The organism is Marinobacter confluentis (assembly GCF_004785685.1).
Lineage (GTDB): Bacteria > Pseudomonadota > Gammaproteobacteria > Pseudomonadales > Oleiphilaceae > Marinobacter > Marinobacter confluentis.
This window is the reverse complement of the sequence record NZ_SRPF01000002.1, coordinates 83,291-97,582: the sequence shown is the minus strand read 5'-3', so window position 1 is coordinate 97,582 and position 14,292 is coordinate 83,291. Positions and strand designations below refer to the sequence as shown.

Annotated in this window: 8 protein-coding genes; 5 read left to right on the top strand and 3 right to left on the bottom strand. The window is 56.6% G+C overall.

Translation table 11 applies throughout. The annotated features are described in order from the left end of the window. Nucleotides 1–70 precede the first annotated feature (70 nt). A complete protein-coding gene (rmuC, locus tag E5Q11_RS05985; protein WP_404802740.1) occupies nt 71–1,642 on the top strand; it encodes a DNA recombination protein RmuC in 1,572 nt (523 codons plus the stop codon). A gap of 3 nt (nt 1,643–1,645) precedes the next feature. Continuing rightward, entirely contained in the window at nt 1,646–2,500 is an 855-nt protein-coding gene (locus tag E5Q11_RS05980; RefSeq protein WP_135802518.1) for a tetratricopeptide repeat protein, read from the top strand. Here the strand turns inward: E5Q11_RS05980 and E5Q11_RS05975 are convergent. After that, entirely contained in the window at nt 2,497–3,513 is a 1,017-nt protein-coding gene (locus E5Q11_RS05975; RefSeq protein WP_135802517.1) for an AraC family transcriptional regulator, read from the bottom strand. The genes E5Q11_RS05980 and E5Q11_RS05975 overlap by 4 nt on opposite strands. A gap of 216 nt (nt 3,514–3,729) precedes the next feature. Between E5Q11_RS05975 and E5Q11_RS05970 the strand changes: the two genes are divergently transcribed. Further along, entirely contained in the window at nt 3,730–4,788 is a 1,059-nt protein-coding gene (locus E5Q11_RS05970; RefSeq protein ID WP_135802516.1) for a CaiB/BaiF CoA transferase family protein, read from the top strand. Between the two features lie 170 nt (nt 4,789–4,958). Beyond that, the gene (locus E5Q11_RS05965; RefSeq protein ID WP_135802515.1) at nt 4,959–7,649 is read left to right on the top strand and encodes a penicillin acylase family protein; all 2,691 of its coding nucleotides are present in this window, start codon (nt 4,959–4,961) and stop codon (nt 7,647–7,649) included. A 438-nt stretch (nt 7,650–8,087) separates the two neighbouring features. Here the strand turns inward: E5Q11_RS05965 and E5Q11_RS05960 are convergent, their stop codons facing one another. Next, nucleotides 8,088–10,835, bottom strand: coding sequence for a hypothetical protein (locus E5Q11_RS05960; RefSeq protein ID WP_135802514.1), 2,748 nt, complete (start codon nt 10,833–10,835; stop codon nt 8,088–8,090). 381 nt (nt 10,836–11,216) lie between these two features. On the opposite strand from E5Q11_RS05960, the gene E5Q11_RS05955 reads away from it, so the two are divergent. Beyond that, on the top strand, nt 11,217–12,731 hold the full coding sequence (locus E5Q11_RS05955; RefSeq protein WP_135802513.1) for a fumarate hydratase: 1,515 nt from the start codon (nt 11,217–11,219) through the stop codon (nt 12,729–12,731). Nucleotides 12,732–12,737: 6 nt separating this feature from the next. Here E5Q11_RS05955 and E5Q11_RS05950 read toward each other — a convergent pair whose 3' ends face one another. Continuing rightward, the gene (locus E5Q11_RS05950) at nt 12,738–14,192 is read right to left on the bottom strand and encodes a protein adenylyltransferase SelO (protein ID WP_135802512.1); all 1,455 of its coding nucleotides are present in this window, start codon (nt 14,190–14,192) and stop codon (nt 12,738–12,740) included. Nucleotides 14,193–14,292 lie beyond the last annotated feature (100 nt).

The following is a 14,292-nucleotide window of genomic DNA, read 5'->3' as shown; positions in this document are numbered from 1 at the left end:
TAGTCGGGTTTAATATGGGATAAACTATTGATGCTTACCGCAATTCACATTCGTTCAAAAGGAGTTCCAGGTGCCGGAGCTGTCCACTGAATTTCTCCAGCATGAACCGTTGGTACTTGCCGCTCTCGCCTTTCTGCTACTACTGGTTTCTGTTCTGGCATTGTTGTTTGTCAGAGAGCGTAAAGCCTCTCGGAGTCTGTCTGCGGAATTGACCGGGCTGGAACATGCACGGGCCATGGACAAACAGCGTAGCGAACAGTCCGATGCGGCGCTGGCGGAGCAGCGAGAACTGCGAGAACAGGCGGAGGCTGACCGGGAGCACTGGCGCAGTGAAGCCACCCGCCTGGAAAATCGGGTGACCGGCCTGGAATCTGAAGGCCGCGGCCGGCAGCAGAAAATTACGGAGCTAGAGGACACCAGGGCAACCCTGCAGGCGAGGGCGGATGAGCTCGCGCGGGAATTGGCTGAAGCGCGAATGACTCTGCGCGAGCAGGAAGTAACGCTGGATAAGGAGCGCCGCGCAACCACTGAAAAACTGGAACTGCTGGAACGCAACCGCGACGCCCTGAAGCAGGAGTTCGAAAACCTGGCCAACAAGATCTTTGAACAGAAAAGCGAGCGGTTCAGTCAGCAGACCCGCACCAGCTTGGACACTCTGCTGAATCCGTTCCGCGACCAGCTGCAGGATTTCCGCAAGCGGGTTGAAGACGTATACACCAGCGAAACCCGTGACCGCCAGGCCCTGCGCAGCGAAATCAAATCCCTGCAGGAGCTGAACAAACAGATTACCGAAGAAGCGTCCAACCTGACCCGGGCCCTGAAGGGCGACAAGAAAATGCAGGGCAACTGGGGCGAAGTCATTCTGGAGCGGGTGCTTGAACGTTCGGGCCTGCGCAAAGGCATAGAGTACGACACCCAGGGCAGTTACCGGGATGAGAACAACCAGTTGCTTCGCCCGGACGTGGTGGTTCACCTGCCAGATAGCCGTAACCTGGTGATCGACTCCAAGGTATCGCTGATTGCCTACCAGCAGTTTGCCACTGAAGAAGACGAAACCGCCCGGGCAGAGGCGCTAAAGCAGCACGTCGAGGCTGTCAGAAGCCATATCCGTAGCTTGAGTGAAAAGGATTACAGCCAGCTGCACGGGCTGCATTCGCCGGATTTTGTGTTTCTGTTCATGCCCATTGAACCGGCCTTTGTCGCGGCATTTCAGCAGGACGAGAACCTGTTTGCAGAAGCATTTGAGAGAAAGATTATTGTGGTAACACCGTCTACGCTGCTGGCGACCCTGCGAACCGTTGAAAACATCTGGCGGTACGAGCGCCAGAGTCAGAACGCCAGGCTGATTGCAGACCGGGCAGGGGCGGTGTATGACAAGCTGAGGGTGTTTGTGGAGGCAATGGAGAAACTGGGCGGCCAGCTGCACACTGCCCAGGGCACCTACGATAACGCCATGAACACACTGACGCGGGGCCGTGGCAACCTGATATCCCAGGCCAACCGCTTTGTTGAGCTGGGTGTTCGTGTTAAAAAAGAATTGCCGAAAGGCATTCTGGATCAGGCCGAAGTGGACACTGACGGCGGTGACGACCTGGGGTCGGCCCGCGCTGATGATGCCATCGGTGACAACCAGCAGGAGTGAGATATGCTGAGAAAAGTCCGGGTAGTCTGTAATGTCGTGGGCGGCTGCTTGCTGTCAGCGGCGCTGTTTATGGGCGAAGCCTCAGCGCTTGAGCCGGAGCACGAGGTGCGCCGGCTGATGCTGGCAACCGAGGCCGCCGTTGGGGCTGAGAACTGGGGGGAAGCCAGCGAGTATCTGACCCGGCTTCAGCAGATGGAATCTGAAAAGCCAGCGGATTATCTGTATTTCCGGGGCCGGGTGATGCTTGAATCCGGCCATTTCAACGAAGCCCGGTCTGCCTTCGAAGGTTATGTTTCCCGTGCTGGGTCAGAAGGCGAGCACTACACCCGTGCGCTGGAGATGATTACCCGCGTGGAGAAAGCCCGCAAGAACGAACAGTCCGGAATCGAACAGGCCACGCAGCCAGGCTCTGAACCGGTGGCCGTGATCGAACCGGCGGGAGAGGGAACACTGCAGAACCTGCGGGAACTGTATCTTGCAGATTCCGATACCCAGGCACTGGTGATGCATCTGAACAGCCTGTTGGATAATGCGGGCTGGCGGCCTGATGAAAGGGTGAAGCGCCTCGACCGCCCAGCGGACATCACCTACCGGGTGAACCGCATGAACGACGCCCTGAACATTCAGGAAGCCCGCCGCGAAATCGGCGGCCGGGTAACCCGTTCGACCGAGTCCATGAACGTTTTCGGAATCAACCCCAGCATTGACTGGAACTGCGAGCCTGCGGCATCGGCGTGCTGGATCTATGACCCCAGGGACGGCTCCCGGTTGATGCAACTGGCGGAACGGAACGGCGATGCGGCAGAAATTGCACGCACCTTGGGTAAACTGATTCGCACAATGCAGAGCCGCAACTAGCCTGTCTGGCCCCGTTCCCCCTCGCGATAAGCGCCGGGGGTTACCCCCGTCCACTTCTTGAAAGCCCGATGGAACGTGGACGGTTCGGTAAATCCAACCCGGAAGGCAATGTCGTTAATGGCCAGGTCCGGCCGCGACAGGTAGTAGATTGCCATATCCCGCCGCAACAGATCCTTGATCTCCTGAAACGACGTATTTTCCTGCTTTAGCCGCCGCCTGAGGGTTTGCGGGCTGGTGTTCAGCTCGGCTGCAATCCACTCGAAATCCGGCAGTGACTGGGAAAAATCCCGACCGATCAGTGCCCGTATCTTGCCTGTGAAAGTGTTGCTCTCATCCGGGCGTGAAAGCAGGTCCGCCGGTGAGGTTTTCAGAAACTGGCGCATTTCCGGCCGGTCCCGGATCACCGGGGCTTCCAGAAAACGCCGGTCAAAGGTAAGAGCTGTTTCTTTTGCGGCGAACTGCAGGGGGCAATGGAAAATATGCCGGTATTCGTCGCCATGGGCCGGCTCCGGATAGCTGAACTCCGCCCGGGTGAGCTCAGCAGGCTGGCCAATCAGCCAACTGCCCAGCCGGTGCCAGATCACCAGAATGCTCTCCTGGAAAAAATGCAGGGGGTCGTCCACCTCACCTTCAATCACCGTGACCAGCCTGGCCTGGTCGCCGCTTTTTTCCAGTCGCATGCCGACCATGGGCTCGAACAGGCGGCAGAAATCAAACGCCTGCCGATAAACCGCCTCAAGGTTGGGGCAATCAATAATCAGCGCGCACATAGTGGCAAAAGTGCCAGTGCGGCAGCGGCGGGGCCCAAGTCCCATGAACTCGTCTTCCATCCGGTTCCACAGATTCTGAAGCAGCAGACTGTACTGGCTGCTACTGACCCGGGCCATCTCGATTCTCAACAGCTCCGGGGAAATACCGGCGCTGACCAGCAGACTGTCGACATCAACCCCCTTTTTGTGGGCGCCGGTCAGGGCTGCTTCAACAAAGTGCCTGGAGACAGTGAGTTCCGACATGGTTTCCCTGGTTCTTCAAAAGAGGTAATGAAACGATCCCCATCATAGAAGGCGTGGGCGGCATTGCAACAGTGTTGACTGGGCATGCTTTAACCGTGCCGTTGAATTCGCGCCATACTGGTAGAAAAGGCCAGTGGGATTGATGCATGTGGCAGTTGGCCTTTGCCAGAGAAGCGGGCAGCATCAGAGAAAGAATGATCATCAAAGGAGAGAGCGATGACCGGCCCCCTGAGCCACCTGAAAATACTGGACTTCAGCACACTGCTACCCGGGCCTTACGCCACCATGATGCTGGCGGACATGGGCGCAGAGGTTCTGAGGGTAGAGGCGCCAGACAGGGTAGACCTGGCCAAGATCATGCCGCCCTTCGACGGTAAATTCAGCACCACCTTTTCCTACCTTTCCCGTGGCAAGCAGACTCTGCAACTGAACCTCAAGGCTGAGGGCAGCGTTGAGAAGGTCAAAGAGCTGGTTCGCGAATACGACATCGTGATCGAACAGTTCCGCCCGGGCGTGATGGACCGTTTAGGCATTGGTTATGAAGTGCTTAAAGCGGAAAATCCGGCCCTGATTTACTGCGCCATCACCGGCTACGGCCAGACCGGCCCCTACCGCGACCGGGCCGGGCACGACATCAATTACCTGGCCCTTTCCGGCATCGCCAGCCACAGCGGCCGCCAGGACAGCGGCCCGCCGCCCATGGGCATACAGATAGCCGACGTCGCCGGCGGCAGCCACCACGCCGTGATGGGCGTCCTGGCCGCTGTGATCAAGCGCCAGCAGACCGGCGAGGGCAGCTTCGTCGACATCAGCATGACCGACGCTGCCTTTGCACTGAACGCCATGGCCGGCGCAGCAGCCCTTGCGGGCGGCCAGGAGCAGAAGCCGGAAGGCGGCATGCTCAACGGTGGGTCATTTTACGATTACTACCAGACAAGCGACGGCCGATGGCTGTCCATTGGCAGCCTGGAGCCGCAGTTCTCTGCAAGGTTGCTGGAAGCGCTGAGGCTGAGTGATCTGCAGAAGCTGACTATGAGCCACAAGCCGGAGCATCAGCGGGAATTGAAAGAGGCGATTAAGTGGAAGATTGGAGAAAACACGCTGGACCACTGGCAGCAGATATTTGCTGAGACAGACGCCTGTGTGGAGCCGGTGCTGAGAATCGAAGAGGCGGCAGAGCATCCACAACTCAAGGCGCGAAATATGGTTGTCGAGGCAGATCGTGGGGACGGCCATAATCAAAGCCAGATTGGCTACCCCATTAAATTCCATTAACGCGGAGGGTTTTTCCTGATTTTAATCAGGCATTTTTGGCAAGCACTTTTCGGCGCTTTTCAGAAGGCCTGAATACCGTTTCATCTGTTAGTTGGACGGTTTACACTCGAAAGCAGGGCGGGGTGACAGCCCCCGTATAATAACAAAACCAATGACAAAGAGGATTTCCTATGAATTCGCCCGCTCAACCTTCCAGCCGATTAGGGTGGCGCAAACTACGGTTTGTCGGCCTTGCGCTGACCGGCGCTATGCTTCTTACAGGTTGTCCAATAGACGACGATGATGACTCATCTGCTTCAGATGAGCGCTCCGCGCCATTGACGTCCTCGGACGGCCAGTTGCAGGCCAATATTCGCCGTACGACCAACGGCGTACCGCATATCAAAGCCGATGATCTATCCTCCGCAGCGTTCGGCCTGGGCTACGCTCAGGCTCAAGACAATGTGTGTTTGCTGGCGGAAGCAATCGTTAAAGCTCGTAGTGAGCGGTCAAAATACTTTGGGCCGCGTGGTTCACTCACTGATCCAAACGATCCACCACGCAACGTTATCAGTGATTTCTCATACAAGGCCCAGCGTATCCTGAGTGGTGCTGAGGAAGAGTATCCTGGCCTGTCTGATCAAAGCCTGGCCCTGATAAATGGTTTCACCGCGGGTTATAACAAATACGTCTTAGAGACAGATCCCAGTGACTTGCCGGCAGAATGTCGCGGTCAGCCCTGGGTTAAGGAAATTCGCCCCCAGGATTTGCTGGCCCACTATCGCGTCGTTGGGCAGTACGGTAGCGGTGACGCGTTTGCGACGGGCGCTGTGTTTGTTGCCGTGCCACCGGGCGAATCACCCAGCCCAACGCCAGTGATGCCGGTGGCTGCAACAGATCTGAATCTTGAGTCCATTGCAGCCTCCGCCATTAAACAGGCGGGCGAGCGTAAAGATTTCAACAATATTGGACTGGCTAGCAACGCCTGGGGCATTGGCCGCGAACTGACCGAACAGGGCCGCGGCGCGCTGCTGGCGAATCCTCATTTTCCGTATACTGGTCCTCGCCGTCTTTACCAGGCACAAATGACCGTGCCGGGTTATCTCAACATTAATGGCGCCGGTCTGCTGGGTACGGCTATCCCTCTCATTAATTACAATGAGAATTTGGGTTGGTCCCACACCGTGACTACGAGCAGTCAGTTCACCATCTATGAGCTAACGCTCAAGCAGGGCGACAACCTGACCTACATCAAGGACGGTGAGGAAAAAGCGATTACTTCGGAGACCTTCGAGATTGAAGTCAATGTCGGGGCTCCAAATCCAATAGTTCTGGAAAAAACTTTTTATTATTCCGAGTACGGCCCGATGGTGTCCCTCAATGCAGCGACAGGTGGTGGATTGCCTTCGTGGGGTGGCACGAATCAGGGTAATACCGTGGCCTACACCTACCGCGATGCCAATGCCAATACTGGCAACCTGCTGGATGGCTGGCTGGGCATGAGCCGGGCGAGCAACCTTGAGGAGTTTCAGGACGTTTTCCGCAACTGTGGCTCTACCTTCTGGACCAACTCCACCTATGCAGATGCCGATGGCAATGCGTTTTATATCGATAGTAGCTCAGTGCCAAACCTCTCACAGCAGGCGCAGTTGTCCATTGAGTTCAAACGTCGTGCTAGCGCCAGTTACGATGCACTGTTCAACGCGGGCTTGATACTGCTTGATGGCAGTACGTCCAGAGATGACTGGGTTGAAGGAGCATGTGGTGGACTGGTCCCGTATGAGCAAAAACCAAAACTGCTGCGGTCTGACTGGGTTCAGAACTCTAACGACAGTTACTGGTCAACCAATCCTGATGAGCTTCTGACTGGCTTCTCACCGTTGTACGGTAATGAGAGTTCTGCGCTCGGACCTCGTACCCGTATTGGTATCTCCATGCTGCAGAATCCGATGGACGCAGGCTTTGCAGACAAAGCTCCGGCGGGCCAGGATGGCAAGTTCAGTGCCCAGGATCTGATTGAGGTGATCTATAACAACCGCTCCTGGTATGCCGAAGAGTTTCTGGGTGAGCTTCGTGAGCGTTGCACTGCGATTGGTGCCGATCTGGTCAATCTGCCTGAGGGCGGAAGCCGCTCTGTAGAGCAGGCGTGTGACGTGCTTGCGAACTGGGACGGCGTATATGACATCGACAGCGTTGGTGCACACGTGTTCCGAGTGTTCATTGATAACTACAACGAAGTATTTGATGAAGATCTGACTGTGCGCTTCAAGCCTTCCGATCCCGTTGGCACGCCGACCGCGCCATCGACAGTCAACAAAGGCACGGCCGACGACGTCATGCTGCAGTCCCTGGCTGTTGGCCTGGATTCGCTGGACTCAGTCGGCATCGCTTACGATGCCGAGCTGGGCGATGTGCAGTACTTCCAGCCGTCCGGCGGTGTTTTGCCTGGTCCGGCGGGAGGCTCGCCGATGGTTCTGTCGCCCCGTATTCCGTGGCATGGCGGTGATGGTGGAATTGATGGCACGTTCAATGCGATTGGCGTTGTGTCTTCTGCCTTCGCCGAGGACACCGTAATCCCAAGACTGCCGGTCAACAGGATTGGCAACACAGGCGGGTTGTCCAACGTTAACGGAATCAATAACCAGCGCGCGGGCTGGCCAATGGAGCGTGGTACAAGCTGGCACTTCGGTCTGGAATTTACCGACGAAGGCCCGAAAGCCTTCGGCTTGGTTAGCTACTCCCAGTCGACCGATTCAATGTCTGAATTCTTCACGGATCAGAGCGTGCGTTACTCAATGAAGGATTATCGCGAATTTCCGTTCACCGAAGAGGAAATTCAGGCGAACCTGATTGATCAGGGGGAAATTAACATCAGCAACTAATGAGTGGTCCTGGGAAGGATAATTTCTTGGAACCAATAGAGCCCGGCGCCAGATAGGCCGCCGGGCTTTTTTATGGTCGATTGGTGACTGGTTTTCAGAACTGGAGGTGGGGATTTGCCCAGTCCGTTGGTGGCACGCGCCTATTCAGTGGCATCGGCTAATACAGTATCCGTGTGACTGTATTGCTCGGCTGGCTGGAACGGCAAATTGCGTTTCAAATAAATTCTTCGGTGAAGGTCTGAATCTTTTCGAGGCTCACGCATCAGCGCTTTGTTGGTGGGGTGATCTGGCAATCGATGGTTGGTGCTGTTCTTTTTTGGCTCTGGCTGTATGCACTGAGCGGTTGTTCATAGCCAGTACAGAACCAGATCTGTAAAGTGACCAAACACAAAAAAGCCCCAACCGACGGGTTGGGGCTCGGTTTTACGCTACCGCAGTTTAATTAGCTGCCGGCAGGTTTAGGTCGAAGAACTGATTAGTTCTGAGCGACATCTGACCAAACGCCGTTGGCGAAGTAATCGGATCAACGGGCGAGCCATGGTTCACGTTAGGGTAGGTCTCGCTATCGTAGTCTTCCCGCATAATTGTCGGATTACCAGCATCCAGCGGCAGGCTGCCCGCCAACGGAGCCGGGAAGCTGTTGATCGTGATGTTACTGATAGTTGCCGACAGCGGAGCATTTTCAACGCCCCAGATATCGGCGTCTGCACCATTCGGAATCACCTGATCACCGACAACCATTGACAGCAGTGTCGGAGTGCTGGAGCCCGCAAGATCATCAATGAAGTTGACAGGATCAGCTGAATCCACCGCAGTCTGGTTGATGTTCAGGAACGCCTCATAACTCGCCGTATTCTGGCTGAGTCCGAACGCCTGCAAGCCACCAATGATCCGCGGTGCGAAAGAGGGCGAGTTCTCGAGCAATCGTGCAATACCGCCACCTGGTGTCAGCAGGCTTGCCGCTGAGATGTCGTTTGCCGCTGAGAAAACCGGGATCGGGTTCGTAGGATCAGCCGAGTTCGGAACGAACGCGGTCACCGGAATCCGGTTGCTGTTCACAGTCGCCACAAACGGTGCGCCAGTGATCGTGCCCAGTGAGTGACCGGCGAAGAATACCGGTGTGTCAGCCTGAATCGCAATCGGGGTCGGACCGGGAATTACGACATTGCCATCGGTCAGACTGGCACGAAGGTTCATTTGATCCAGGACGCTCTGGCGGTTATTGTCCCGCGAGTTCAGGAAGTTCTGCAGGTTGATGTAGAAGCTGCCTGATCCACTGGTGCCAGCTGCGTTTGCTGGATCGAAAACCATCGGTTGCGGTTGGTTCTGGGCGTTCGCAAACACGTTAAAGTGTCTTGGATTCGTACCTGGCTCAAGCCCGGGAATCGAGCTTCCGGCGTTGGCAACGGTTCTTACAAGCGAGGCACGGGTTGGCCCGTCAATTGCCCCGTCAACTGGAGTTCCTGCAAGCGCATCGTCAAACGCTACAGCACCCTCTACCAGCGCAGTTGCAAGTCCGAGTCCTTCGACTGTCGAGGCTCCAATGCCAGCACCCACGAGAAGCTGGTTGGCGAGCTCGAGCCGCTCGGCTGTTGAAGACGGGTTTACGCCGTGAAGTGGCTGATCAATAGCCACTACAACATAGCCGTTCAGCGCAAGGTTAGTACCAATCGTCAAAGCGGAACTACGGTCACCCGTGATGCCATGCTGGAACAATACGATGCCCTTGGCGTCGCCGTCCCCCGGATAGATGGTAAGCAGAGGAACATCGACTGTACCCCGCTGCATGGGGAATGGGAAAACCGAGTTGACCGCAGTCGATCTGGTGGGTGTTGCCTGGGGCAGGGTCACTCCGAGGCCACCGAAGATATTTTCGTTGAGTCCTGTCGCGAGCGCAGCATCGGCCACCCAGCTCTGGGTCAAAGCACCGCTTGCGGTTGTGCCCATATATGTTGGCAGGCTTACCGTTCCTTCGGAGACGAATACGTCCATCGGGCCCGTTGAAGCGGGGTTAGACTCAAGCACACTGCCCGCTATTGCCGAGACAGCGCCGACGGGCAGGGGTGTGCCGGTGAATTCGATGTCGTCAGACGTACGGTTAAAGCCGGCGATGGGAGTCGGCAGGGCAGCCACGACTGAACTCGCGAGCGAAATGCCCACGCAGTTGATCGCAACTACACCGGAGTCGCCTTCACAGGGACCGTTGGTTGCGAATAACGCGCTGAGTGGTGATTCAGCAGGCAGTCCAAGCGATGTTGGGAAACCAGTGATGGCGTTGTTTGCTGCAGTATTCCGGGATGTAAAATCACCGCCTGCCGCAGTCGATGCGCCCAAGCGGACAAAAGTAGTCAACTGATCGGCAAACCATGTCGCCGGTTCAGCGATGTACTTCAAAACCTGCTCGTCGTTGGAAGTCGTGAAGCTGTAGCTTAGCGCGATGTTGCTCGCATCAAGCGGAGGTGCCTCAACCATCGCCCTTTGAGCATTGACGCTGCCTGGTGCATTGAAAAATCCGACTGTAACCGGCTCCCACAAAACGTTGATCAAACCCTGTACAGGAGCAAGCGCACCCGGGACTGGTGCTCCTTCGTCTGCTGTAAGGTATTCGTAGGTCGGTGATTGAACAATCGGGTCACCATTAATATCACGCACTTCGTTGGTCACCACTGCGATGTAACGGGTGTTGGGTTTCAGCGGGTCGACCGGCAAGATACGAATGGCGTCTGCTCCGCTTAGCGATTCAACGTCTGCACGGGCTATTGCTACGCCAACCGGTGTCGGTGCTTCCTGGGCGGAAAGACCTTGTACGGGGCTGCCACTTGGATAAGCGAGTTCGATCAAGAACACGGATTGCCCATAAATGACGGTCGATGCATCCAGTTGGCCGTTCGTTTGAATAACCGCGGGAGCGACGGTGGAATTACCGCTCAGTTCATTTAACGCAGTTGTGACGGGCGGAGAGGAGTCCGGCACACCGAAGGTTCCGTCAGCCTGCGTGGAATCGAAATTCAAATCACTGGGAATAGGCAGTGTTCCGGCCGCCGGATTAAAAATTGGCCAGGTCTCACCCGCAGCATTCGGGTTATTACCTGCGGGCTCATCGTCCCCACTCTCTGTACCACCAATACAGCCCGTCAAAGTCATTGAAGAGGCCACGGCAAGGCTTAGTAGCGTTTTCTTATACATGGGTGGAACCTTTTCCTGTTGTTGTGTCGTTATATTCCGCGGCTGACAGGGCCGGCTAGTGCGGTAAACCTTTTGTCAGTCGCTTTTCTGCTTGTTGATTGGTTTGTCTGAACATCTGGCCGTCACGTCAGGCCAATTTTCATTGCTATGACTATAGCGGCAGTAAAGCAACAGTTGATCGCTCTAAAGTGTGATTCTGGCCATCTGGCTCTGCCGATTATTTGTCTGTGAGTCTCAGTGGAAGTTAGTTGGCTGTTAGACGTTTGTCGAGTGTTTCATACTAGCAGAGCCTCTGGGGGGCGCCTGCCTCGTTGCGGTGTTTTCTGTTAAACTTTGGCAAATTTTGATGCCCTCCGAACAACCAACACTGATGAGACGCCTATGACCACTGTAATCCGTCAGGATGACCTGATTGAGAGTGTAGCGGATGCGCTGCAGTTCATTTCCTACTATCACCCCAAAGATTTCATTCAGGGGGTTCATGAAGCCTATTTAAGGGAAGAGTCCCAGGCGGCGAAAGACGCCATGGCGCAGATCCTGATCAACTCGCGTATGTGCGCTCAGGGCAAGCGGCCGCTGTGCCAGGACACCGGCATTGTGACGGTATTCGTGTCGGTGGGTATGGACGTGCAGTGGGATGCCGACATGGCGTTGGACGACATCATCAACGAGGGCGTGCGCCGTGCCTACATGCACCCGGATAACGTGCTTCGCGCCTCTATCCTTGCAGACCCGGACGGCAAGCGCACGAACACCAAGGACAACACCCCGGCGATCATCCATTACAAGATTGTGCCGGGCAACACCGTCGACGTTCACGTGGCGGCCAAGGGCGGTGGTTCGGAAGCCAAATCCAAGTTTGCGATGCTGAACCCGTCGGATTCGGTGGTGGACTGGGTGCTGAAGATGGTACCTCAGATGGGCGCCGGCTGGTGTCCGCCGGGGATGCTGGGTATTGGTGTTGGCGGTACGGCTGAAAAGGCGATGGAACTGGCAAAGGAATCCCTGCTGGACCCGATTGATATTCATGATCTTCAGGCCCGTGGCGCGTCCAATCGTGCGGAAGAGCTGCGCCTTGAGCTGTTCGAGAAGGTGAACGATCTGGGCATCGGCGCCCAGGGCCTGGGTGGCCTGACGACCGTTCTGGATGTGAAGGTCAAGGACTATCCCACTCACGCCGCCAACAAGCCGGTGGCGATCATCCCCAACTGCGCCGCCACCCGCCACGCGCACTTTGTGCTGGATGGCTCCGGCCCATCCCTGCAGACCCCGCCGAGCCTGGACGACTGGCCGGAAATCACCTGGGAAGTGGGTGACAGCGTGCGCCGGGTCAACCTGGATACGGTGACCCCGGAAGACGTGAAAGACTGGAAGCCGGGTGAAACCGTGCTGCTGTCTGGCAAGATGCTGACCGGCCGCGACGCTGCGCACAAAAAGATGGTGGATATGATCGAGCGCGGTGAAGAGCTGCCAGTGGATCTGAAAGGTCGCTTCATCTACTACGTGGGCCCGGTGGATCCGGTGCGTGAAGAAGTCGTTGGCCCCGCTGGCCCCACCACCGCCACGCGGATGGACAAGTTTACCCGCACCATGCTGGAAAAAACCGGCCTGACCGGGATGATCGGCAAGGCAGAGCGCGGTCAGGTGGCTATTGATGCGATTCGCGAATTCGGCGCTGTCTATCTGATGGCGGTGGGTGGCTCGGCTTACCTGGTGTCCAAAGCCATCAAGAAAGCCGACGTAGTGGCGTTCGAGGAACTGGGTATGGAGGCCATCTACGAATTCGAGGTGGAAGACATGCCGGTCACCGTGGCCGTGGACTCAAGAGGCTCGTCGGTTCACCAGACTGGACCGGTTGAGTGGCACGACAAGATCATTGCTGCCAAGGCGGTCTAAACCAGCTCAGGAAGAGCAACTGATGTTCAGGTGCTTCCCCCAATCCGGGGGAGGCGCTGCGAATTCCTCGTTTTCCGGCTGTTCGTCGAATGGCCGTGTCAGCACCGCCAGCAGTCTCTCCATGGGCTCATAGTCGCCATTCTGGGCTTCCATAATTACCTTTTGGGCCAGGTAGTTTCTCAGGATGTACTTGGGGTTTACGGCCCGCATCCCGGCTTCACGTTTTTCATCGGAGACTTCTTCTTCCTCTAACCGTTCCTGATAACGGGACAGCCATTCGTCTGCCACGCTGCGGTCCACGAACAGATTCCGCACGGATGCCCTGCCGTTTGCAGAAAGGCTGGAAAGCCCCCGGAAAAACAGGGTGTAGTCGATACTGTGTTCATGGAGCATGCTGAAGGTGTCCATGATCAAACTGAGATCTGTTTCGGATTCTTTCGCCAGACCCAACTTGTTACGCATAGTCTGCAGAAAGCGCTGGTTGTAGGCGATTTCATAGTTGCGCAGGCCGCGGCGCACGTCGTCCTCATTCATGACCGGCACCAGAGCGTTGGCCAGGTACTGGCAGTTCACAAAGCCGACGTTGGGTTGGCGGTTGTAGGCGTAGCGCCCGCCCTGGTCGGTGTGGTTGCAGATGTAACCGGCGTCGAAATCGTCCAGGAAGGCGAAGGGGCCATAGTCAAAGGTTTCGCCAATGATGGACATGTTGTCGCTGTTCATTACCCCGTGGCAGAAGCCCACGGCCTGCCAGTCGGCAATCAGGCGGGCGGTGCGTTCCACGGTTTCCTGGTACCAGCGCTGGTAGCGTTCCTGCTCTGGCAATTCCGCCAGTTCCGGGTAGTGCAACCCAATAACATGTTCCAGCAGTGAGCGCAGCGCCTTCTCACCGTGATGATGGGCGGCAAATTCGAAGTGCCCGAAGCGGATATGGCTCTGGGTCACGCGCAACAGGGTGGCGGCGGTTTCGATGGATTCCCGGCGCACCGGGTCTCTGGCACTCACCATAAAGAGTGCGCGGGTAGTGGGAATGCCCAGGCCTGCCATGGCTTCGCTGCACAGGTATTCGCGAATGGTGGAACGCAATACCGCCCGTCCGTCGCCGAAGCGGGAATAGGGGGTCATGCCCGCGCCTTTCAGGTGCCAGTCCCAGCGGCGGCCATCCGGGCCGACGGTTTCCCAAAGCAGAAGGCCGCGGCCGTCACCCAGTTCCGGGTTGTACACTCCGAACTGATGGCCGGTGTATTTCATGGCCACCGGATCCATACCTTCCAGAAGCTCGGTTCCTGAACCAACGCCTGCCCAGTCGGAGGGGTCGGTTGCCTGGAAGCCCATCGCTTGTGCCAGGGGCGCGTTGAAACACACGATCCGGCCTTCTTTCAGTGGCGACGGTTTTACCCGGGTGTAAAAGCTGTCGGGCAGCTCAAGGTATCGGTGTTCAATTTCTATCTTCTGGTCAGTCATATCTGGCTCAGGGCAAGGCGAATAGGCCTTTAGTCTCCCAGATTTGCAGCGGGTGCGACAAACGCCAAATCAGCAACCTATACTGCTATTGGTATAGAAC